This is a genomic window from Acinetobacter sp. P1(2025) (assembly GCF_051390655.1).
Lineage (GTDB): Bacteria > Pseudomonadota > Gammaproteobacteria > Pseudomonadales > Moraxellaceae > Acinetobacter > Acinetobacter junii.
Map to the genome: position 1 here is coordinate 42790 of NZ_JBPKBJ010000004.1, position 24843 is coordinate 67632.

Consider the following 24843-nt stretch of genomic DNA (forward strand, 5'->3'; position numbering starts at 1 on the left):
TTAGTGTTCCTCCATCGGTTTTAGTTGACTGGCATTTGGAATTGTTGGTGCTTCAAGAGTTTGCTCTGCAATCTGACGTTGTTTGTATTCCGAAATGTGCTCACCTTGCAATGTTGGTTTAGAAATCACATTTGGAATCAACAGTGCATTATGATCTTCTACTTCACCACCATATTTCGTTTCTGGCAAATAGCTAGGATCATAAGGTTGTACGCTAATAGGGCGACCTTGATCATCAAGTTTTAATATTGCTTCATTATAAAGTGCATGATTCTGAATTTGCTGAGCAGTCGCAGTCATATAATGTTGTACTGGCGCAGCAAAAACGACATAACTCATCAAGCCGAATAAAATGACATAAATCACGGTGTCATTACGATTAGGTGCTTTTTCAGGTAAATCTTGATAAGTAGCAAATGCTGCTTCATCAGGATTGTCTTCAGGTGAGGTCGCTCGCCAGAACAGAATAAAACCTACACGTGTTAATGCGATGATACTCAGTAAGCTGACAACTAGAATCACAGCAATAATCCAACCTTGATAAGCTGTTTCAGCTGTTGCTTGAAGAATAAAGACTTTACCTAAAAAACCGCTAAACGGAGGTAATCCAGCCATCATAAGTGCGATGGTGAAATAGGTTAATGCAGCTGCTTTTTCTTGCTTTATTTTTGGTGCGATTTTTAAATGATCTTTAAACTCGCCACGTTGTGAAGTCATCCAGCCACAGAATAGATAAAATGCTGCAGCGATTAATGTACTATGCACTAAATAATAAAGACCTGCTGCCCAAGCTTGGGTGCTTAGCATAGCGATCGCAATCAGTAATGTTCCAATTGACGATAGCACCATGAACCCAACAAAACGACGTAAGCGATCTGCTCCAAGTGCACCAATTACACCATATAGAGATGTAATTAATCCAATAACCAGTAAGACATGCTTTAAGATGTCTTTTGCCATCGCATCATCGAATACCGTTCCATTGACACGTAAGATGGCATAGATACCTACTTTGGTCATGATTGTGAAAATCGCTGCAACAGGCGTGCTTGCTACAGCATATGTTTTCGGTAGCCAAAAACCCACGGGCAACATTGCGGCTTTGATACCAAAGACAACGAATAACAAGAAACCACCAGCAACCGCGAGTTTGTGTTGATCATTGTCTAGGGTAGGGACAAGACGGCTGACATCAGCCATGTTTAAACTACCGACACTTCCATAGATCATGCCTAAACCGATGAGGAAAAGTGCCGAGGCAAGTAAATTAATCGTGACGTAATGAACGCCAAGCTGAAAGCGAGGACGACCTTGGCCATGCAGTAATAATACGTACGATGCCATCAACAAGATTTCAAAAAATACGAATAGGTTGAACAAGTCACCTGTTAAGAATGCACCAGATAATCCCATGAGTAGGAAGTGGAACATTGCATGGAAATAGCGACCACGAGTATCCCAATTATCACTGGCATACCAAAGTACAGGGAGCGCCAAACCATAAGTTAATACCAGCATAAAAGCTGAAAGTCGATCTAAGACTAAAACAATACCAAAAGGTGCAGACCACTCACTGAGTTGATAAACCGTTATCTGACCTGTGCTCGCTAACAGTAAATAGCTCACTGCAGTAATCAGCCCCAAAGTGACTGAACCTAAACTAATACTCCGTCGCCATGGTTGACGCCAATCTTGTTTTAAAGAACCAGAACCAGGATTTCCTAAAATTAATAGAAGGAAACTTGTAAATGCAGGAATTAAAATACTAAAAATTGGAGCGTGACTTAGCCAAAAATTTGAAAAATTGAACATTATGGCTCATCCTCGCGTGGGTCATATGTCAAGGTCGGTTCCTCTTTGGAGTCAACATGATCCGTACCAGACTCATAACGACTACGTAATGCCAATTGCACAATAAATGCGGTAGTTGCAAAACCAATTACAATTGCTGTCAAAACTAATGCTTGAGGAAGTGGGTCAGTTACTTTGGTTGCTTCAGTTAAAATTGCAGGCGCGTTGACTTGTAAGCGGCCCATTGCAAATAAAAATAAATTCACCGCATAACCAATCATGGCAAGTCCAAGAACGACAGGAAATGTCCTTGCACGCAAAATCAAATAAATGCCTGTTGCAGTCAGTAATCCAATTCCCGATGCGAGTAAAAATTCAATACTTACCATTTTATTTATCTCCACTTGGGATTGGACCCGACATACTTGAGTGGCGAGAGTCACCTAAAACTGAAATTAACAGCATCGTGGCACCCACAACAGTGATGTATACGCCTAAATCAAATGCAGCCGCAGAAGCTAAATGCATTTTGCCTAGAAGCGGAGGCTCAACATAAATATGAGCACTGGTCAAGAATGGACGTGCCCAGTACCACGCGGCAATCCCAGTTAAACCTGCAATCGTGAGTCCAGAACCAATCCATATCTCATAAAGGCGACCAGATGTAGCTTTGATCATTTGCTCTGCCTGATCTTGACCTAAAACGATATATTGAATAATCAATGCCATCGAAGTAATCAATCCTGCAATAAAGCCACCACCAGGATAGTTATGACCACGCAAGAAAATATAAACACTAACCACTAATGCAAGAGGAAGTATCCACGAAGCAGTAATACGTAACATTAACGGTGACGGATTAAAACGATAGCTAAGACCTTGCGTCATGGTCGTACCATGAGCACGCATACCATCCATTAGACATAGGGCACCGATTGCAGCAATACCAAGTACTGCAATTTCCCCAAAAGTATCGAAACCACGGAAATCAACGAGGATCACGTTGACAACATTTGAGCCACCGCCTAATGGAATTGACTGTTGCAAGAAGAACCAAGAGATAGAATTATGGTCTCTGGTTAGGATTAACCATGTAATCCAACCGATGCCAAAACCTCCAGCAATTGCCAAGCTTGCATCACGCCAACGACGAGGACGACTTGATTCGTATGGTGTTAATTGCGGAAGTAATGATAGGCTCATGAGAAGCAATACAGTGGTGACAACATCAACTGTGATCTGAGTTAATGCAAGATCTGGAGCAGATAAAGTCACGAAAACCATAGTCACGACTAAACCAACGGCTCCGCTGATTAACACTGCCTTGATACGTTCATGATGGAACCACAGCATCATCCAACATGCTGAGAATAGAGTAAGCCAAAGAACCATTGCGACCCAAGGTGCATGTGTAAGTTCTCTAGTACCAGTGGTTAAGCCTTGATTGAACAAAGGTAAGGCGACCATGATGATGCTGAACAAAACGATCCAGAGCAAATAGCTTTGTAATGAACCATTTTCAGTTTTTTGCTTAATTTTGCGGCTATTCAATAATAAATGTTTAAGGAATAACTCGAATAAAATCTTTCCTTGAAACTTGCCTAAATACGGATCTAAATCGATTTTACGAATGCGACCATCTTTGGCGAGGCTATAATAGAAAATTGCCCCGCCAATTAATGCAATTACACTCATTAGCAATGGAGCATTGATGCCATGCCAAATCGCGAGATGTGTACCTTCAAAATTTGGTTGCATGAGACTGGCACGTGTCACGCTGTTGACCATCGTACCTGCAAGAAGGGCAGGGAAAATACCGACTAAAATACATAAAGTCGCAAGAAAAATTGCAGGTAAACGCATACCTAAAGGTGGTTCATGCGCATCTTTATTTGGCACTTGATTCCCAAGCTCGCCGTCGAAGAACACCCCGTGAACTAGACGAATCGAGTAACTGACTGCAAATATGCCTGCCAAAGTTGCAACGATAGCTGAAATGACCATCACGGGTCCTGACAAATTAGCGAGCAATTCGGTAAAGAACATTTCTTTGGAAATAAAACCATTGGTCAGTGGAACTCCTGCCATTGAGGCAGCTGTGATCATAGTTAATGTGCCAGTGAACGGTAATAATTGCCAAAGACCACTAAGCTTGCGTAAATCTCGCGTGCCACTTTCATGATCAATAATACCAGCGATCATAAACAATGCAGCTTTAAAGGTTGCATGGTTAATGATATGGAAGATTGCGGCTGCTACAGCAAGAGGAGAACCAATACCAAGTAAACAAACAATTAAACCTAAATGACTAATTGTTGAATAAGCCAATAAACCTTTGAGATCTTCTTTGAAAATCGCAAAACCTGCTGCCATACACAAGGTAAACAGACCAACAAAAGTTACGATATTGTGATAAAGCGCAGCACCAATAAAAATAGGTGCTAAACGAGCAAGTAGAAAAATACCTGCTTTTACCATAGTCGCTGAATGTAGATATGCAGAAACAGGCGTTGGAGCAGCCATCGCATTCGGTAACCAAAAGTGGAATGGAAACTGGGCACTTTTGGTAAATGCACCTAATAAAATTAATAATAGTGTCGGAATGAATAAGGCATGTTGTTGAATTTCATCTTTCATCAACACCAGTTGATCGATTTGATAGGTCCCTGTAATTTGCCCCAAAAGAACAAATCCACCTAGCATCGCTAATCCACCCATCCCCGTAATGGTGAGAGCCATACGTGCGCCACGTTGAGCAGCATCGTACTGACTCCAGTAACCCACTAAAAGAAATGATGAAATACTGGTAAGCTCCCAAAAAACTAAAAGGATCATCAAGTTGTTTGAGAGTGAAATCCCGAGCATCGCTGCCATGAATAACATCAAAAGTTGATACAGTTTAGCTAACGAATTTTTAGGACTTAAATAATAATAGGCATAAATATAAATAAGCGTACCGATACCGCTAATCAGTAAACTAAACAATAAACCTAAAGCATCTAAACGAAAGCTTAGATTGATCCCAAATTGCGGAAGCCAGTCCCAGCTTTGTACGAGCGGTGTGCCCTGAAGAACCGTTTCTGCTTGAGTTAGCAGTAATAAAAAACAACTCAGGCTAATGCCTATCGCCCCTAGTGCCGTCACACCACGTGAAAAACGTTGCAGCTGTGAGACAAGGGTGGTGCCGAGTATAAGCGGTAATAAGATAATAATCGGTAGCACACTGGTATCCATGTCGATGATTTAGATCAAAGGACCTAAGGGTGAATTTTCTTCCAAGATTCACAGGCATTCAAAGAGATTGCCAAAGTTTCAAATCTCGAAACCCAATCAAGTTAACGGAGGCAGCAAGTTGTATTGCACAACTTGAAAATAAAAAATGAGTTTTATCTTACTATAAAACATCAACAAAAACCCGATGGTATTACATGAAGTAACAACATTCTAGCAACTCAAAAGCCAAAAATCGTTCACCAAAACAATCAATTAAAGTGAAGTCTCTTGAGGGGTATCATCTATTTTTAACAGATTGAATAAATCAGTTTTTTCTTGTGGATTAAGTTCCTGTATTTGATGAAATAACTCATCCACTTTACTTACAAGAGTTTCTGTTTCTAATAAATTATGCGTTTGAGCAACGTTAGTTCCTTCACTCCATACCAGTTGATTATAAAGTTGCGAGAGTTGGTTTTGAGATTGTGCAAGATTGATTTCGTAGATTTCGTTGGCATCCAAACGTAAACATTGATAATCAAGCGCATGTTCTAAAAGCTCATCTCGGTTGCCTGTTACGATGATTTGTAGTCTAGGGAATGCAAGATGTAGTCGCTGTAGAATTTCTGCTGAGAAATTTTGATCAAGTTGATGATCAACCTGATCAATTAATAAAATCCCATCACCTTCTAAGCAAGGATCGAAGCAATGTTGGTTAAGTAAACATAAGCGACGTGTCACATCACCGATCAGTGCGATCCATGTTTTGAGGGAGGCTGATAATTGTTGAAATGGAATGAGTTGCTCTTTGTAGCGCACCATCAATTGCAGTTTTGGTACATATTGTATAAATAAATCAGTAACTTCTGGGAAAATTGTATGTAGGCTTTTTTTCAGAGCATATAAGTTTGGTGCAGATAGTTGTTTGGGATGATTGGCAAGTTCTTGTTGAAGCTGCTGTAAAATTTCAGACTGATTTTGTTGTTTGAAATCATTCCCCATTAAGCGTCGAACAATATGAGCAGAGTGCGCATTTTCCACGTCACTGATTTCTCGTAACCATTCAAAAAAACGTGCAAAGGTTGTGTAGGGAAGTGCTGTTAAATCATATGCCGCAATTTCTTGCAAAATACCTGGAACATTTTTGCTTTGTAGATTGACTTCTTGGACGAAGCGTTCAGCAGGGTAGTAAGCAATCAGGGGTAAGCCGAACAAAGGATCTTGCAGGCTGGTTTTCTGATAAAGATTCACCACTTGATCTAGTTGTTGAGTTTCAACCTGACTGATACCAACGCCTTGACTATTAAATGTTTTAAATAATTTCCATGAGCAACTATGCGTATCTGTTTCTAGAGCAGAACTACTTTCAGCAAGAGCACCATTTAACTCAGAACTGATTCTAACGTTGACTTGAACTTTTGCTTGAAGTCGAGTCAGCATAATATCTTGATCAGAGATCACCACGCCTGCGGTTCGAATATCTTTGAAACGTGCTGAAAACCAAGTCAGAGCTTGGTAAATATTCTTTAAAACGGTGGTTTTACCTGTCGCCTGATCACCAAGAATTAAGGTAATTGGGCGTTGTGCAGGGTGAAATTCAACAGTTAAATCTCGGAACATTCCGACATGTTTAAATTGAACCGACTCGAGTTGCATAAGCTCACCTCAATCCTGAGCGCTTTATCCTGCGGACTGGCGAAGAGTTGAGGGAGCGCATCGTTTTAATTGTTGTATTAAGTCATATAGATGATGAATATTTAGACTTACTTTAGCACGTGTACACGCAACGTAAAGTAATCTCAGCTCTTCATCTGTAATTTTATGTTCCAAGCCATTTATTTTAAATTGATAGTCATCTTCGATGTGTACGCGATTCCACTCTAAGCCTTTGGCTTTATGTGCGGTTGAAATGACATAATCAGCTTGTTCAATCGGGGTGATTTTAGCTAAAGCGCGTTTGAGTGGCTCAGTCCCATGATCATCAACTAGTTTCACTAAGGGTTTGATATCACTGCCATCATTCGTTTCACAGTATTCATGTACATCATGCCATGAGTTAAACCAAGCTAGCTCTGGTACATCGGTGATGCGTTTACCTTGTTTGAGTAAACTGGCAGCATCAACAAAACGACTCAGTTTTTGGTGATCAGCTTGTAAGCTGACTTTATCACCATGAACTAAACCTGAAAGTAATAACTCCATCGCTCGTGCATTCGTCCGACATAAAATCGCATCGCGCATTTTGGTATGCGGTTTGTTGACGACATTGGACTTAACATTTGGATTGCCGAGTAAAGGGACAGTTTCATTCAACGCACCTAGTATGGAGTTTGCTACATCAGCAATCGCATCACCAAAACGGAATGAAGTCGTCAAGCGACTTTCATGTAAGGGCATTTGTTGCATTGCATTGACTGCGCCACGCCATGCATAAATCTGCTGATGTGCATCACCTACATAAATCACTTGGGTGCTTTTTTGACGAAGTAATATGCCAAGCATCAGAGGATCTGCATCTTGTGCTTCATCAAACAAAACATAATCTGTTGGAATATTGGGTTCTGATAAAGCCCATAATTTCAGATAAATGTCATGCCCAATACCTGCTTGATGATTTGGATCAATTGATTCTAACCAACGTCGTTCTACTGCAGGGTAAAGGTGTTGTTGTAATGACTCAATATCATCTTGGTGCAACCAGCTAGGTACTTGAATATGACGAGGTGCAGGATATTGCGAACTTGTCGAGCAAAAATAACTAACTGCATTTGCCACTAAACTCGCAAGTCGACTAGGCATCAGTACATATTTTTCATAACGTCCCCCCATAAGGCGACGTAATGTAATCGGCTCAAGACGATATTCTTTAGCGATAAAACTTGGGCTTAAACGTGGTAAGCGTAATTTATCAGTCACGCCACGAGGCACGCTGCGAAAGGCAAGGGAGTGAAAGGTTCTGCAATTCACATTGCCATGAAATTTATTTTGCGCTTCAGATGCGATGGCTTTGTTAAATGCCAAATACATACCACGCCGTTCAGGCATGGCATCACTAATCATTTGTAATGTCGTGGTTTTACCTGTGCCAGCATACGCAATCACTTTAAATGATTGTCCTAAACGAGCATTATCTATGGCAATCGCTTGCTCGTAGGTAGCTTTGGGTTTCTCGTGATTTGACACAGGCTCTAATTACGCTTCTTTGCTACGATTTGCTTTTTCAACCAAACCAGAAAGACCTTGACGACGAGCAAGTTCATCTAAAACTTCTTGCGGATCAAGATCGAAATAGCCCAACATGACAATACTGTGGAACCATAAATCGGCAACTTCATAAATGAGGTCATGTTTGTTTTCGAGAGAGGCTAGTGCGGCATAATCTTTAGCTGCAATAATGCTTTCAACACTTTCTTCACCGACTTTCTCTAGAATTTTATTGATGCCTTTTTTGTATAGACTTGCAATATAAGAACTATCTGCGGCAGCATTTTTACGCTCTTGCATCAAGCGACCTAAATACGCAAGTACATCGACTTGTTCACTGTGGTTATGCTCGTGAGTTTCTACTTTCGCTGATGCACCATAAATCGCCGTTGGATCTTTCAGCTGAGCATCTACAATCTCCCAACCTTGAAGGGTAAGCTTGCGATAGAAACAAGATTCACGACCTGTATGACAAGCAATACCACCATGTTGTTCAATTTGTAGAATAATAACGTCAGCATCGCAATCTAGACGGATTTCATACACTGTTTGGAAGTGTCCAGATTCTTCGCCTTTGTGCCATAATTTTTGACGTGAACGTGAGTAATACACCGCTTGATTCTTTTCAGCCGTCAGTTGTAATGCTTCACGGTTCATCCATGCAACCATTAACACTCGACCAGTTTGATGATGTTGTGCAATGGCAGGAACAAGACCATTGGAATCAAATTTAACTTCATCTAACCAGTTTGACATGAGTGAAAAATCCATTGAGTGGAAAGCCGTTAGTGTAGCGTTTGTGGCTTAGGTTGGCTATGCTTGTTGGGTAAAAAGTCATGGATCAGGCTTTAAAGATAGTTCGAGATTTCAATCAAGTTCTGATCTGGATCACGAAAATAAATCGAAAGGATTTTTCCCATCGCACCTGTTCTTTCGATTGGACCTTCAATGATTTTAATGTGCTGTGCCTGAAGGTGCGCAATCACTTCATGGAGCGGTGTTTCCGCAATAAAACATAAATCGGCCGATCCTGCGGTTGGACGATATGCTTTAGGTTCAAATTCTTTACCAGCTTGATGTAGATTGATTTTTTGATTGCCGAATTGCAGTGCTTTTCGGTTTTCGGCAAAAGTAATGACTTCAAAATTCAGGGCTGATTGATAAAACTGACAGGTGATTTCAATATTAGCAACGGTCAAAACAAAATGGTCTAAATGGCTAATTTTCATATTTAATTTAACTCTCTTTTTTTTTATTCACATTCAGGTAATGATTGATTGTTTGTAATCAAACGATTTTCATGGTGTTGATACTCAGCAATTTGCTGATAACTTATTTGTTGAAGAGGACCTTTTTTTAAGCCTGAAATGGTGATTGCCATTTCTTTACGAAAATAGGGGATTTGATACATCCACGGGAAAATTAAGTCACGTAAACTACCTGCCCACCAGTGGTTGGATTGATACAGAGGAGTCAGTAAACGGCTGAGAAATTGATAGAACTGAGTCGAGGAGCGGCGATGTTGATGATAGTGTTGCCATAATATCGACCAATCAATCTGCTGATTCTTCCGAGCGAGGCTCAATGATTGCGAAAAAGCCCATGCATCTAACAGTGCCATATTGGCGCCTTGTCCCAACTGAGGGCTCATGGCATGTGCTGCATCACCGATGACCCCGATTCGACCTTGACCAAATTTTGACATCACCACATCACGATATTGAGCTGATAACCATTGCGGTTGATTTTGTTTGTCTAATAAAAGTTGACTTAACCATTCAGCCACATCTGGCCAGCGATCTGAAACTTGTTTTAGCCATTCCTGCTTTGCAGATTCATCTTTTAAGAAAGATTGCAGTTGCGATGTTGGTAAACTCCAAAACACACTTGAAAGCCGTTGTTGTGGTGCTGCAGGAATAGCTCCTGTCGGTAATATTCCCATCATAATGTTAGAGCGATCATAAAATTGATGCAGAATCTCAGGATTCAAGCTTAAGCATTCAGGCACGATTGTCCATGCAGCTCCCCAAGGATAGGGTTGATCGATTTTAACCCATGCTTTAGGGCGAAGTTGGCTTCTTGCACCGTTGGCAATCAGTACCGCATCAAAACAATCATCGAAGAATTGGTATTTGCATGAGCCAAAGATTCGAACTTCACTTTGTAGTTCCTCAAGTCCGTCGATACGATGTCCCATTCTCCAAGTGACATGACTCGAATATTCAGCCAATTTTTCAGTTAAGACGTGACATAAGGTGGCACGATGAATACCAAGACCAAAATGATGAGCCTCAGCTTGGTGATAATGACTATTCACCAATAGACGTTTATCTGCAAGTTGACCTTCTAAACCCGTGACTTTTGCACCTAATTTCAATGCTTGATCAAGTACACCAAGATGTTCGAAAACAGCTAAGCCAGCAGGTTGTAAAAGTAAACCAGCACCAACAGGAGAGAGTTCATCAACGTGTTCAAAGATCGTGACTTGATGACCTTCGCGTGCAAGCAAAATCGCAGTGGCGAGTCCTGCTGTGCCTGCACCAATAATTGCAAAATGAGGTGCTTTCATTATTTTTTCTTTTAAAGTATTTGTATATTGATCTAGTCCTGATCTTAACTGATATCTATATTTTGAAAAAGATTAAAAAACTGACTTATAAAAAAGCCCTTGTATGTACAAGGGCTTTGGAACTTATTTCACAATCCGCCACAGTGCCAAAAGGCTACTTAAGACGATCAGAATGATCGAAACAAACCAAGGGCTTATAATTGCGATTGTTAACATAATCAACATCGTGCTGCCAAACATCCAGCTACGACGTTGTTGCTGTTGCATTTGCAAACGCATTTGTTGTATTTCGCGCAGTTGTTTGTCTTGCCATGCAGACTGGTTTTTTAAACCATTCAAACTATCAATGAGTAAAGTTGGTAAATCCTGAGCACCCAAAAGTAAGTCTGGGATTTGTTGTCCAATCTCTTTGATATTTTTAACTGGGTTCATATTGGCTTTGACCCATTCAGTCAAAATCGGTTTTGCCAATTTCCAAATATCAAGTTGAGGGTAAAGATCAGTTCCTAAGCCCTCTACATGGACTAAGGTTTTCAACAACAACATCAGTTGCGGTGGGATTTCTAAATGGAATCGACGCGCAATATCCATGACTTGAATCAAAATACCTGCAAAATCTAATTGATCCATTGGTTTTGAGACCATTGGACCCACAGTGCGGCGCATCTCACGAGATAAAGCATCTTGGTCAGTACCAGGTGGAATCCAACCTGCTTGATGTACGATCTGAATCAGTTGCATGAAGTTACTGTTCATGACAGCAAGTAACATACGCGCTACGGTCATTTGGTCATGTTTTGACAACTCACCCATAATGGCGCAGTCCAACGCGATAAAGCGTGGGTTACTTGGGTTAATTGTTTCCACAAACACATTACCAGGATGCATGTCAGCGTGGAAAAAGTTGTCACGGAATACTTGGGTGAAGAAGATCGTTAAACCTTTTTCCGCTAAATCAGCACGATCCATGCCTAGACGATCAAAAGTTGCGGTATCTGAAATTGGAACACCAGTGATGCGTTCTGCGACCATCACGTCTTTACTGTCCATATAGACTTCTGGCACATACATCATGCTTGAGCCAGTAAAGTAATGACGCATGCGGCGAGTGTTGTCTGCTTCTAGACTTAGATCAAGTTCATTTAAGATAATTTGGCGATAATCTTGAATGATTTCAGATAAGTGCAGCGCACGCGCAGCTTCTAAACGGTTTTCTAGCCAATCGCCCAACCATGCCAAAATTTCAAAGTCTTGCAAAATTTGACTGCGAATATCAGGACGAGTGACTTTAACGATTACCTCACGTCCATCGTGCAAAGCCGCAGTATGAACTTGTGCAATCGATGCAGCCGCAAGCGGTTGTTCATCAAAACGTAGAAATAGTGTTGAAATATCTGCTTTTAATGAGTCTTGAATGCGCTGTTTCGCCAATTGTGTGTCATAAGGTTTTACACGATCTTGTAATAAAACCAATTGTGATAACACTTCAGGCGGGATCAAATCTCGGCGAGTCGAAAGCAATTGCCCAAGTTTAATGGCTAACGGCCCCATATCCTCTAGGGCTTCTTTTAACTTGAGAGGATTCTTTTTCTCACGACTTGACCACGCCGCAGGATGCATTTTGATGATGTTTAATGCATGACGTGCTTTAACTGGTAACTCTTCCGCAGGAAACAAGGTGTCAAGGCGGTAATGTGCTGCAATACGCCAGAGTTCGAGTAACCGTGTAATATGCGGAATCATATGGAATTTTACCTAGTCTTGTGTGGGATTAAACTGAGATTTTAATTGCTGAAATTTTGCTTCTAAGCGATCAATTTCTTGATTGAGCTGACGAGTTTCTCGATTCAGATCATCCATTTGCCAACGTGGCGCAAACAAACCACTATCTTCTTTAAGTGTATCTTCGACAAAGAACAAATGACTTTGCAACGAGCGCTTTATTTGCTGAGGCGCAAGCTGGATTTTTCCTAACTCATGTGCGAGTTGTGGACCAATCCAAGGGGATAAATGTGCAGCGAGATCAGGTTCCGCCTGTTGCATGATGCGCTGGATATCTTGCAATAAATGATAATCACCCTGTAAAGGAATATTACCGATTTGATCCATATCACTTAGCAAAAGTCGAATCAGTTCAACCACGTTTGCAACATGTAAGGTTGCAGTGGCATCGGTGATCTTATTTTGATGATCGAAAGGGCGCTGCTCAAAAATAGAAGGAGTTTGACTCTGTCCAGTGACAGTGGGTTCTAGACGAACTTTATTTTCATCAAAGAAAACATCAACTGAGAGTTGTGGACTATCGATCACAACTCGTAATAGTTGACCTTGTAATTGATTCAGTTGGATACGCGTAATCGCATCCAAATCAATCACATGATGAATGATACGTTCGACTGCACCGAGTGCTAAAATCGACCACATATCTTAAGCCTTACAGTTTGAATCCACGGTGAACTGCAACGATACCACCTGTTAAGTTGTGGTAATCACAGCTTTGGAAGCCTGCATTTTCCATCATGCCTTTAAGTGTACGTTGGTCTGGGTGCATACGAATAGATTCGGCAAGGTATTTATAACTTTCAGAATCATTCGCCACCAATTTACCCATCATCGGAAGTGCGGTGAATGAGTAAAAATCGTAGAGTTTTGAAAATGGTTCAAAAACAGGTTTTGAGAACTCAAGTACCAATAAACGACCACCTGGTTTAAGTACGCGATACATCGCTTGTAATGCCGCATCTTTGTCCGTCACGTTACGTAAACCAAAACTGATCGTCACTAAATCAAAACTATTATCCGCAAAAGGTTCTAATGTTTCTGCATTGGCAAGTACGAAATCAACATTGGTGCAGCCCGCATCAATCAAACGATCACGACCAACATTCAACATGGATTCATTAATATCTGAGAGTACCACATGCCCTTGAGGACCGACTTCACGGCTAAAGACTTTCGCTAAATCACCTGTACCGCCTGCAATATCTAAAACATGCTGCCCACGACGAACGCCTGACATGTTGATCGCAAAGCGTTTCCATAGACGGTGAATACCAAATGACATCAAGTCATTCATGATGTCGTATTTACTCGCAACTGAATGGAAGACTTCAGCAACTTTTTGAGCTTTCTCATCACTGCTAACTGTCTGATAGCCAAAGTGTGTGGTCGCGCCGACATTGCCAGTATTGGCACCACGCGGTAAGTTGTATTTTGGTACAGAGCCACCTGTAGGGGTAGATGCAAGTCCTTGTTGTAATGATTGTTGTTGACCTTGCGGTGTACCTTGCGGAAGCGGTGAACTTAGGAATGGACTGACTTTGTCTGAACTCGGTTTTTGCTCAACTTCTGGGGTAGGCTGTTGGTTTTCGTTAGACATTGTTTTCTCCTAAACTCTCGTTCTAGCGATACGAATCAACATGCATGATGACAGATTTTGTAATTTTTTACAGGGCTTAGCATGTAATTGTTATGAATAATATACAGAAAGTCAGTGACTAAAAAGAGTTTCTAAATCGAAAAATGCTTATGCGTCATCTCTCAATAAAAATTAGCAGAGATGACGCTGATGTTTAAGGGCGAAATGGGTCTGGGTGACCTGCGTGAACCTTCTCAATAATTTCACGCTCTTTTTCAGTGAAAGTTTTGATGAAGTTAGCCGCTGATTTCATTGGTTTCATCGCTGCAAAACCTTCTTGAATAAAGTCATACATGCGTTCGAACTGGTATTTATTGGCGATGCCTTTACACATTTTAAATGCAGCGTACATCATGGTTGAACGCATATATTTATCTAATGCGACACCTAACTCATCCAAAAGATGTAATTGCTCATAACGATCTTCGCCTTGATCCAATTTGATGAGCGTTTGACGCATAATTTCATCAGTCAATACAGTGTCAGCTGGGTAATCTTGTAAAAGTTGTACAGCAACTTGCTCATCCAAACGTGTTGCTAAGACAGCTAAGCTAACCGATTTAGTTCCCGTTTTAATTGCATTATCTGGCAATAAACTTTCTGCTTTGTGTGCATATTTCAATAGACGTTCGATCTGCTGTGCCATTGCATCAAAATCTGGTCCACCATACAAACGGTTTAAAAAGTATTGTGCCATCAACTGATTTTCAGGTTGGGCAAAAAACTCTTGGTGTGTGGCAGCAATACGTGCTTTCATCCATGCTTGTACGTCATGTAAACGCTGAGCTAGAACTGGATCTTGATGGTAATTTAAGCTTTGGTATTGTAATAAAAGTTGATCAAATGCAGCGAGTTTTGACATGTTCGAACTCAAAAGAAATAAAACCTTAAAATCATAGGCGTGATGATAACTTAGAACTATGACAGCACAAACCTAAAATCTTTAACAATCAGTCAGTCGAGATATGCACTGAATCTAATCTACATAAACTGTACACGGGATTAGATGCCTTTTTATAAGATTTAACTATACTTATTGTTAATAATTAAACATTTAGAATTAAATATGAGCACACAACAACCGACATTTGAACTACGATCAGAAGAAGAACTTTCTTTGGATTTGATCGAGGCTCAATATGCTTTAAAAGATAGCCAAGATAAAAAAAATGCCAAAAGCGTATTAATCCTTGTCAGCGGGATTGAACTTGCAGGTAAGGGCGAAGCGGTTAAGCAATTACGTGAATGGCTTGATCCTCGTTATCTTAAAGTGAAAGCTGATGCGCCTAAGTTGTTGAGTGCCGATCAAACATTCTGGCAATCCTATACTCGGTTCATTCCTGCTGAAGGGCAAATCGTCGTGATGTTTGGCAATTGGTATAGTGATTTGTTATCTACTGCAATGCATGTTGCGAAGCCTTTGGATGAAACACTGTTTGATGCTTATGTTGAGCAGATGCGATCATTTGAACATGATTTGCAAAACAATAATGTCCATGTCATTAAGGTTTGGTTTGATTTATCTTGGAAATCATTACAAAAACGATTAGACCAAATCGATGCATCTGAGCAGCATTGGCATAAATTGCATGGCTTAGATTGGCGTAATAAAAAACAATACGATACATTGCAGAGTCTCAGCCAACGATTTACCGATGACTGGTATGTGATTGATGGTGAAGATGCAGAGCGACGCGATCAATGTTTTGCTCAATATATTTTGCAGACTTTACAAGAACTGCCTGTTCATCAAACTAAAGTCACTGAGAAGTGGCAACAAGCCAAAGTTCCAAACGAGTTATTAGAACCATCCAAACAAGTTTTGGATAAAGATCAGTATAAGGATGAGCTTAGTAAACTGACCAAAAAGGTGGCTGATGCACTTCGATATGATGACCGTAAAGTGATTGTTGCATTGGAAGGAATGGATGCAGCAGGCAAAGGCGGAGCTATCAAACGGATTGTGAAGAAGCTAGACCCTCGTGAGTATGAAATCCATACGATAGGAGCTCCAGAACGGTATGAGCTACGTCGTCCTTATCTTTGGAGATTTTGGAATAAGCTCAATGATGGGGAAAAAATTACGATTTTTGATCGCACATGGTATGGGCGTGTTTTGGTCGAAAGAATTGAGGAATACGCAACTACTGTAGAATGGCAACGTGCTTATGATGAGATTAATCGCTTTGAGCAAAGCTTAGTCGATAGTCAAACCATAGTGGTGAAGATTTGGCTTGCGATCAGTAAAGATGAACAGGCGGTTCGATTTAAAGAAAGGGAAGAAACACCTCATAAACGTATTAAGATCACTCCTGAAGATTGGCGAAATCGTGAAAAGTGGGATGATTATTTAGACGCTGCGGCAGATATGTTTGAGCGAACGAATACTGACTATGCACCTTGGTATGTGATTGCGACTGATGATAAAAATACAGCAAGAATCGAGGTGTTGAAAGCGATTCTAAAACAACTGAAGGCGGACTAACCGCCTTAGTTATAAGGTAAATTAGGCAACAATCGTGCTGCGACTTTTTTGCTGAATACGTTTTGCCAAGTTATAGCAATCTTGGATATGTGCTTCAGTGATTTTACGCATCATAAAATAACCAAGGCTTGCTGCGATCAGTTGACCGCCCAAAGGGATAAATTTGGTTACTTGTTTCGTGGCAATTTTGGTAAAAAAGCCGTTAAAAGACTTTTTCATTGCTGTGCGTGCGACTACGAAACCAGAGAACTCAAAACCACGTTTGCGTAATTCGTCCCAATGGATTTTTTTGGTTTCAGGATCGTAAACGCTAATATGTTCAGGGGCTAAACCAAAGCGTGCATTAATATGCGGAATGATTTGCGTCAACATGCCTAAGTCGACAACAACATCAAAAAATGGAATCGGTACAATTGCTGCACCAGCAGACCAATATGCACGTTTTTTTGTTAATTCTAAACATTCCTCACGGATTTGCTCCAAGTTCAAACTTGGATCTATTGAATCAGGAATTTTTTCGATTTTCATAAAGTTATACCTAATGTCTATCCCTTGATAGTACATTCAATCGTATTGAATGATGAATTTCAAAACAAATTTTTTATTTGATTGTTGGATTAACGTGACATAGTTCGTTGAAGTTGTATAGTGATGATTGTGTACGAATTTGTGCATTCGAATGGTGATTTATTAAAGAGGTTTCTTTAACACATGGGTATTCATGTCATTCAAAGTCAGCGCCTAGATGTATTATTACAAGGGGTGATGGCCTCGATGAATCAGCCGAGTTCGTCACCATTTCAAGTTTTTCAAACGCAGCATTTTATAGTTCCTAGCCCTGCTCAAGAACAATGGCTAACGCAAAAAATTGCTGAGCAGCAAGGCATGTCAGCGAATTACCAATTTCACCAGCGTATTCGTGGTTTTCAATGGTATGCCTATCAACAGGTGCTCGAAAATAAAGAACAAGTCCGTAAAGCCAATATTCCTCGTTTGATTTTAAAATGGCGTATATACCAAGCTTTGCAACCTTTTATTCAGTCTGCACAGATCAGCTTGCTTGAAGATCATCCTTTATATTCGATTGTGCAGCGTATTTATGACAGTGCCGACCAATTACAAGATGGCACAGAGAAGCAGTTAAAAAAGCAAAGCATGCTGTATTGGGTCGCTGAGCAAGTCTCCCATCTTTTTAATAACTACATGATTTATCGCGGAAGTTGCCAACATGGCTGCGTACAGGATTGTAGTTGTGCGAGTAACTGGTTGTCTAAATGGGGGCGTAATCAAGCCCTAGATATTGAAAAGTTAATCTCGACAACAGATCAACAGACGTCTGCGTTTAGTTTGAACCAAATCGAACAGTTAGAGGCTTGGCAGCGTTGGTTGTGGCAGCATTATTTCCATGAGGATTTTGTGGAAATGCAGCGTATTGATACCGATTTTTGGAAACTTTTAGACAATGAGGTTACAAGAACGCAGGCTTTGGCTCAACTTCCCAAGCAGATCATTATATTTACACTATTAGATTTACCACCCAGCCAATTACAGTTTTTACGCCGTTTAGGGCAGTATCTTGATGTGTTGATTTTGCATTTCAACCCGTCACAAGAGTACTGGGCAGACAGTGTCGATCCGCAATGGAAGCAGCGGTACGATCTTGGTGTCAAAGAGCGCTTTATTCTTAAAAATCCAAAGGCGACAGATGCAGAAATAACGGCCTTTTTTGAACAATTCACTTTGTTTTTTAATGCGCAGGCCCGTGAGTCACGTCATCCTTTATTGACTCGACTGGGTAAACAAGCTCGAGATCATTTCTCACTTTTATCACAATTGGCAACAGGTGAGGAAGGAAAATGGGTCGATGCCTTTGTGGATCATTTTCCAGAAACTTTATTGGGTAAAGTGCAGTCAGATATTTTCTATCTTGCTGAACCCAAAGCTGAACAGTATCAGTTAGCTGAAAATGATCAGTCGATTCAGATTCATGTGTGTCATTCCAGTTTAAGACAACTTGAAGTGCTGAAAGAGCAATTGGTGCATTGGTTATCTGAAGCAGATGACATACCACGCCGTGCGAGTGATGTATTGGTATTAACGCCTAATCTAACTGAATTAGAACCTTTAATCCGCAGTGTGTTCCCTGCGGTTGCTCATACTCAAGAGGTGTTTTTACCCGTCAAAATTGCTGGGGTGGCACAACTAGATGCACTCAACGCATGGCGAGCTGTTTTAGGTCGGATTCAATTACCACAAGGGCGTTTTACTCAGAATGATTTTGCAGATTGGTTGAATCTAGCCGCAACTCAACAACGTTATGGTCTTGATTATAGTCAAGCTCAACGCATTTTAGCTTTGTTAAATGATGCAGGCTTCAAGCGTGGCTTGGATGCAGCACATTTAAAGCAAAGCTTAAGTGCTAGCGATGACGACTATCGCTATAGTTTTAAGTTTGCTTTAGATCGATTAGCACTAGGGATTGCCATCCCAGCTCATGTGATGGTGCAGCAGACTTTAAGTTATGCAGATGTTCAGCCAAGTGACTTCGAGTTGATAGGTTTGTTGATTGAAATTTATCAAGATTTATCAGCTCGACGTAATTGGTGGATTGCACATGAGTTAGGGCAGAGTTTTACTGTAGAAGCTTGGTTGAAAAAGCTAAAGGAAGACATCCAAGAGTTTGAACAAGCTGATATTGTTGCCTTGAAAGCAGTACGCGATATTGTCCATAAGCAAGAGCGAATGCTGACTTTGGCGAGCTATTATGACGATGCTGAAACTCAATTACGTCAGATTTCACTGCCTTTGCCTTATATCGTTGATGAAATTCAACGAGCTTTAGAAAGCCAATCTGCACAAGTCGAACCGACAGGGCAAATTACATTTAGCCAAATTGGTCAGATTCGCCCGATTCCTTATCGATTGATTGTGCTTTTGAATTTAGATACAGGTAAGTACCCTAATCGAGATAGTCATATCCCCTTTGATTTAATAGATGCTCTTCGTCAGCAATTAGGTGATCGTTCTCGACTGGAAGATGATCAAGGTGCATTTTTGGATGCAGTTTTGCTAGCACAAGAGCAGCTTTGGCTATTCTATAATGGTTTTGATGTGAATGATGGTGAGGTACGTGAGCCATCAAGTGTATTGCAGGGGTTTCGAGATCATTTGGGACTGATTATAAAGCCTGATCTCGCTGACTCATTTGCCAATACAGAAACTTCTTGCACGGATGATTATAAAGCTTTGCAAATCCCGTCAAAACTTTATCCACTTTATCATTTGCATCGCTTACAACCTTTTGATCCATTAGGATTTATCGCTGAGCAAAGACATATACGCTATCAAGATCATTGGTTTAAGGTGGCATCCCAGTTGCAGCAGGTTAAGGGTGAACGTCAGGCTTGGGTCAATACAAGTTATCCACTTGAACAGCAAGACATGATCATTCTAGATGCTCATTCATGGATTCAGGACGTGATTTTCCCTGCACGTTTGTATCTTAAAACGCTGGGTATTGAAAATCTAAGTGCTACAGAAATGGTGGATCAGACTGAACCTCTGATGCTCGATGGTCTAGGTAAATACGCGATTCGTCATTTTTTACAACAAAACATAGATGCTACGGCACCCGCTTTATTACAAGATCAGTTACCTGTCGGAAAAGTGCAACACAGTGCATGGCAACAAAGTCGTATTGAGCAACAACGTTTGTTGGAACGTTTGCAAGACTATGCAACTTCTCCAACAGAAACCACGCAACGTGTTTGGCGAGTATCGAAACAACTTCAGATTAGTTGCGTTACGCCCAAACACATCGCGCAAGACTGGATTAGCTTAGATGCTTCGAGTGCACGTGCTAAACGCTTTGCCAAAGTTTGGCTTGAGTATTTGCTGTGGCTTGTCATTTTGGATCAAGAGATGGCTTCTGAAAAACGTCGTGTGGTGGTATTTAGTGATCAAACCGTGATTTGTGAGGGGGTGAGTTCACAGCAGGCGAAGCACTATCTACAGCATTGGTTACAGCTTTGGCAACAGGCCCAACAGCAACCTGTGGTGCTGCCTGCGGCATTGTTATTAAAGCCTTTAGAAAAAGGGAAAGCATATGACTGGGTTGAACAGGATGCACTACATACGCTGAGTGAAGAGAGCCAAAATGATTTGCTGAAAATCTGGAAAAATACCTACAACACAGGCTTTGTTGATTTCAGTCAAGATGAGGCGAATCAACAGCATCGAGATTGGCAGTTTATTTTGCAGGAACAGGATGCAACGGCATTGTTGCAATTCGCCTGTGATCATTATTCTTATACTTTATATCAACCGATTTTTGAAATTTTACGAGTGGAGTAAGACATGCATTCACAATTTCCAGTGTCTTACCAACCTATTCGTGATATTCAATTCGAAGGTTTACATTTAATTGAAGCTTCAGCAGGAACAGGTAAGACCTATACCTTGTCGAGTCTCATGGTGCGGATATTTTTAGAAAAATATTTGCCACATCAGGTGATTGCTACAACATTTACTCGTGCGGCAGCAGCTGAGTTAAAAACGCGGATACGCGCGCGTTTAGTTGAGATTCAACAGTTTTTAGAACCATTTCGAAATGTATTGGAAGCGGATATTTATCAGTTTGCCTTGCAAGAAAATGATCCATTAAAACAACATGTTCTACAAAATTTCGCACCGCGTATTGCTTATGCTTGTGAACGGTTAAAGCTAGTAATAGATCAGTTAGATGAGTTGTTTGTTGGCACATTAGATAGTTTTAGCCAGAAATTATTACGAGAATTTGCTTTTGAAAGTGGCAAGATCGAACGCGCGCAAATTACGGAAGACGCAAAAGCCTATACCCGTCAATTGATCCACGATGTACTGCGTGAATGGATTCAAGCCCAGCCCCAACCGTTGATTGATACACTTTACATGGTAGGCGGATTAAAGAATGTCGATTACTTTATTGGTATGGTCGAAAGTTCACTAAATTTTAGTTCAGCACAATTTAAGTTGCCGAATTTTCCTGAGATTGAATGGGCTCAACTGCAACAATGGCGGCAACAAGCACAGCAAATTGAACTTAATTGCTTGGCTGAATATTTTAATTTGGATGGTGCACATTATTCACATATCAATGGAACTTCTTTTCGTAATCATGCATTTAATAAACTGTTTAGTGAATCTCTGCCTCAACTATTAAAAACACTTACTGAGACGCAGAATTTACAAGTTTTTGATGCTTATTTTTCCAGTCAACGTGATGCCGCATTTAAATTTTTAGATAAGCTCAATGAGCAGAAAATATTTAAGAAATGTCCAGCTGATATTTCAGAAGGTTTTTATCAACATCCAACCCTTTTACAACTACAACGATTACTTCAATCTCTGCAGCAGACTCAACAACAATTCGAACAATTGCAAGTTTATTTAAAAGCTTATTTATGTGTTGAAGTCAAAAAACGTTTGCCACAAATATTACAACAAAAGGGGGAGACCACTTTTGCTCAGCAAATTAAAACCTTGTCAGATGCTTTAAAGGGTGAGCAGGGGCAACGTTTTGCAGTCTTTGTACAAGCCCGATATCCGCTTATTTTGGTAGATGAGTTTCAGGACACAAACCAAGATCAGGATGATATGTTGGCGAGTATTTGGCGGCATCCACAGCGTTATCAAAAGGGCTGCATGATTATGGTTGGGGACCGTAAACAGGCGATTTATGGGTTCCGTGGCGGGGACATGCTGACCTTTCTGAACGCCTATCAAGATATTATGGCAAAACAGGGACGTGAATATAAATTGATTCATAACCATCGATCAGTCAAAGAACTGGTCGAAGTAGTGGATGCTTTATTTCAACGACAAATAGATTTTGGCGAGCAAGTGATCTATGACCCGATTCAAGCAGGAGAGCGACCACATCCTGCCTTGATAGATGATCATCAAATTAATCCTGCCCCTTTACGCTGGTTACAGCTCGCAGACTCAAAAGAACAAGCGACTCAGGTCGCATGGAAAATTCAAAGTTTGCTCAATCAAGCACACTTAAATCAACTGTATCTTCAAGGTGAAACTCGGAAAGCAATTGACGAAGATGATATTGCTGTACTTTCACGTAGTCACCGACAGCTAGACGAAGTACAACAGGCATTGCAGCATTTGGGAATTCGTGTCAATCGTCCATCAAAACGCAGCGTATTTGACTCGCCTATCGCACAAGATGTGGCAGCCTTATTGACCGCTCTACTTCATCCCTTTGATGAGGCTAAGTTGAAACGAGCCTTACTTAGCCGTTTATTTGGATTTGATCTCAACCGCTTGTTGGTACTCGAGCAGAGCCCAATTGGGTTAAGTGAGTACATGCAATCCTTTGATGATCTTCGTGAAATGTGGATTAACCAAGGTTTCTTGGTGGCGTGGCAACAATGTCTAAATCAATTCGAGATTTGGCAGCAATTGGTGATCACTCAAAGTAAAGATAATGAACGTGCCGTGGTAAATTTACGTCATTTGACCGATATTTTGAGTCAGCATAGCGAACATGTACAAGGATCTCAGAATCTCTATCATTGGTATCTTAAACAGCTGAATTCGCCAAGTGATCGAGAGTGGGAACTGGAACATAAACTATCCAGTGAAGCTGGTGTTCAACTCATGACGATTCATCAATCTAAAGGATTGGAGTTCAAAATCGTCTTTTTATTGGGTGCAAATAAATCACCCTCAAATCAATCAGAAGCTTTAAACTTTTCCACTACAGAAATTCAACTCCCTGAAACAGGACAAATCCGAACACAACGTGTCGTTGCGATCGCTGATAAAAATTTTCTTCAAGATACAGAAATCAATCAGCATCAACAACGCGCTCAAGCCGAACAAAACCGTTTATGGTATGTCGCACTAACGCGTGCTAGTCATCGTGTTTATGCTGTGTTTGAACCTGAAAAAGGGGATAAAGCCAAAGCATCTGCTTTAGCTTTTTGGAAAAATCAAGCTGAGGTTTTTCAGCACATCTATAGTGCGGATGAGGCGTGTCTTCAGGAACGTCCAGCAACTCTTCGTGCCGCAAAGATCTCTCAAGATTTAACACTTGCTGCACAGCCTTTACCGACACAACGTTTTTATGCACGCGGCAAAACCAGCTTTAGTTATTTGGCACAACATTTAAAACATAAAGCCAATCGTATGGATCGCTTGGCATATATGGATCAGAATCTACAACAGGCTGAAGATGAATTAGAGCTCACACAAATCATCATTGATGAGAGACCGGTTTCGCAGCCAATCGCATGGATTAAACAAAATTTTCCAAAGGGTGCTTTGGCAGGTAATTTCTTACATGAGATTTTTGAGCTGATTGATTTTCAACAACCTGATACTTGGGTCGAAGAAATTCGTCGCCGTTTTAAGAATACTTATCAAAGTTTATGGTCTGATCTTTTTAGCTTATATCAACAGCAGTTTCCAGAACAGCCACAAGCTGAGCAGCTGTTATATCAGTGGATTGCGGAATGGCTACAAGATGTTTTGGCTACACCTCTGAATGGTAAGTTTCAGTTAAAGCAGTTAATAGCAGGACAGTATCTATCGGAATGTCCATTTTATCTGTCTTTATCTGATCGTGTATTAGCAATGCAACGCATACAGCAGTTGTTTGAAGAATATGACATTTATATGCCTGAACTATTGGAAGCGAAATCAGCACGTTATCTAAATGGTTCTATTGACTTGGTCTATTTTGATGGTCAGCGCTACCATATTGCCGATTATAAAAGTAATTATTTAGGTGCAGATCAATCAGATTATGGTGCTGAACAGATTGCTGACAGTATGTCATTGTCCAGTTATTGGCTTCAGGCAGGGTTATATTTAGTCGCTTTGCATCGCTATCTTCGCGTTAAACTGCAAAATTATAATATTGCAGAACATCTAGGTGGCGCATCTTACCTGTATTTGCGTGGTATGAATGGGCAGGCTCAGCAAGGCTATTTTTATTGGAAGCCAAATGATGAGTTTATTTTACGATTAGATGCAATACTGGGATATTTTTCTGAGGATAAAAATCAGAAAATAATGTAGATAAAGTGTGTAATTTTAAATTAAACAAAAGCTTATCTTGTGAATAAGTCTGTCTATAACCTTGTGGACAAGCGTGTGGGTAAGTTT

Annotated in this window: 16 protein-coding genes; 3 read left to right on the top strand and 13 right to left on the bottom strand. The window is 40.6% G+C overall.

Annotation, left to right across the window (positions count from 1 at the left end; translation table 11 throughout):
* From ACSC97_RS01910 to ACSC97_RS01965, 12 genes are all read right to left on the bottom strand, one after another.
* Window positions 1-1812, bottom strand: coding sequence for a monovalent cation/H+ antiporter subunit D (locus ACSC97_RS01910; protein ID WP_436659046.1), 1812 nt, complete (start codon window positions 1810-1812; stop codon window positions 1-3).
* On the bottom strand, window positions 1812-2180 hold the full coding sequence (locus ACSC97_RS01915) for a Na+/H+ antiporter subunit C (RefSeq protein ID WP_004876507.1): 369 nt from the start codon (window positions 2178-2180) through the stop codon (window positions 1812-1814). The genes ACSC97_RS01910 and ACSC97_RS01915 overlap by 1 nt, the downstream gene beginning before the upstream one ends.
* A 1-nt stretch (window position 2181) precedes the next feature.
* Entirely contained in the window at window positions 2182-5025 is a 2844-nt protein-coding gene (locus ACSC97_RS01920) for a monovalent cation/H+ antiporter subunit A (RefSeq protein WP_436659048.1), read from the bottom strand.
* Window positions 5026-5277: 252 nt separating this feature from the next.
* Complete coding sequence (locus tag ACSC97_RS01925) at window positions 5278-6660, bottom strand: AAA family ATPase (RefSeq protein WP_436659050.1); 1383 nt, start codon at window positions 6658-6660, stop codon at window positions 5278-5280.
* 24 nt (window positions 6661-6684) lie between these two features.
* On the bottom strand, window positions 6685-8187 hold the full coding sequence (locus ACSC97_RS01930; RefSeq protein WP_243483437.1) for a UvrD-helicase domain-containing protein: 1503 nt from the start codon (window positions 8185-8187) through the stop codon (window positions 6685-6687).
* Between the two features lie 9 nt (window positions 8188-8196).
* The gene (hisIE, locus tag ACSC97_RS01935; protein WP_436659053.1) at window positions 8197-8964 is read right to left on the bottom strand and encodes a bifunctional phosphoribosyl-AMP cyclohydrolase/phosphoribosyl-ATP diphosphatase HisIE; all 768 of its coding nucleotides are present in this window, start codon (window positions 8962-8964) and stop codon (window positions 8197-8199) included.
* 92 nt (window positions 8965-9056) lie between these two features.
* On the bottom strand, window positions 9057-9437 hold the full coding sequence (locus tag ACSC97_RS01940; RefSeq protein WP_125272057.1) for a VOC family protein: 381 nt from the start codon (window positions 9435-9437) through the stop codon (window positions 9057-9059).
* Window positions 9438-9460: 23 nt separating this feature from the next.
* The gene (locus ACSC97_RS01945) at window positions 9461-10777 is read right to left on the bottom strand and encodes an FAD-dependent oxidoreductase (RefSeq protein ID WP_436659055.1); all 1317 of its coding nucleotides are present in this window, start codon (window positions 10775-10777) and stop codon (window positions 9461-9463) included.
* 123 nt (window positions 10778-10900) lie between these two features.
* Window positions 10901-12520: an ABC1 kinase family protein gene (locus ACSC97_RS01950; protein WP_004916803.1), complete on the bottom strand. Its 1620-nt coding sequence runs from the start codon at window positions 12518-12520 to the stop codon at window positions 10901-10903.
* A gap of 12 nt (window positions 12521-12532) precedes the next feature.
* Window positions 12533-13201: a ubiquinone biosynthesis accessory factor UbiJ gene (locus ACSC97_RS01955; RefSeq protein ID WP_004958639.1), complete on the bottom strand. Its 669-nt coding sequence runs from the start codon at window positions 13199-13201 to the stop codon at window positions 12533-12535.
* Window positions 13202-13211: 10 nt separating this feature from the next.
* Window positions 13212-14156: a bifunctional demethylmenaquinone methyltransferase/2-methoxy-6-polyprenyl-1,4-benzoquinol methylase UbiE gene (gene ubiE, locus ACSC97_RS01960; RefSeq protein ID WP_004916798.1), complete on the bottom strand. Its 945-nt coding sequence runs from the start codon at window positions 14154-14156 to the stop codon at window positions 13212-13214.
* Window positions 14157-14349: 193 nt separating this feature from the next.
* Window positions 14350-15057, bottom strand: coding sequence for an FFLEELY motif protein (locus ACSC97_RS01965; protein ID WP_168154542.1), 708 nt, complete (start codon window positions 15055-15057; stop codon window positions 14350-14352).
* 204 nt (window positions 15058-15261) lie between these two features.
* Here ACSC97_RS01965 and pap point away from each other — a divergent pair, with 204 nt between their 5' ends.
* Window positions 15262-16680 (top strand): polyphosphate:AMP phosphotransferase, encoded by a 1419-nt coding sequence (pap, locus tag ACSC97_RS01970; protein ID WP_436659059.1) that lies wholly within the window; start codon window positions 15262-15264, stop codon window positions 16678-16680.
* A gap of 21 nt (window positions 16681-16701) precedes the next feature.
* Here the strand turns inward: pap and ACSC97_RS01975 are convergent, their stop codons facing one another.
* Window positions 16702-17208 (bottom strand): hypothetical protein, encoded by a 507-nt coding sequence (locus ACSC97_RS01975; RefSeq protein ID WP_004916789.1) that lies wholly within the window; start codon window positions 17206-17208, stop codon window positions 16702-16704.
* A 183-nt stretch (window positions 17209-17391) separates the two neighbouring features.
* On the opposite strand from ACSC97_RS01975, the gene ACSC97_RS01980 reads away from it, so the two are divergent.
* Both ACSC97_RS01980 and ACSC97_RS01985 read left to right on the top strand, forming a co-directional pair.
* The gene (locus ACSC97_RS01980; protein WP_436659062.1) at window positions 17392-21033 is read left to right on the top strand and encodes an exodeoxyribonuclease V subunit gamma; all 3642 of its coding nucleotides are present in this window, start codon (window positions 17392-17394) and stop codon (window positions 21031-21033) included.
* A gap of 3 nt (window positions 21034-21036) precedes the next feature.
* Window positions 21037-24756, top strand: a complete 3720-nt coding sequence (locus tag ACSC97_RS01985) for a UvrD-helicase domain-containing protein (protein ID WP_436659064.1) — start codon at window positions 21037-21039, stop codon at window positions 24754-24756.
* Window positions 24757-24843 lie beyond the last annotated feature (87 nt).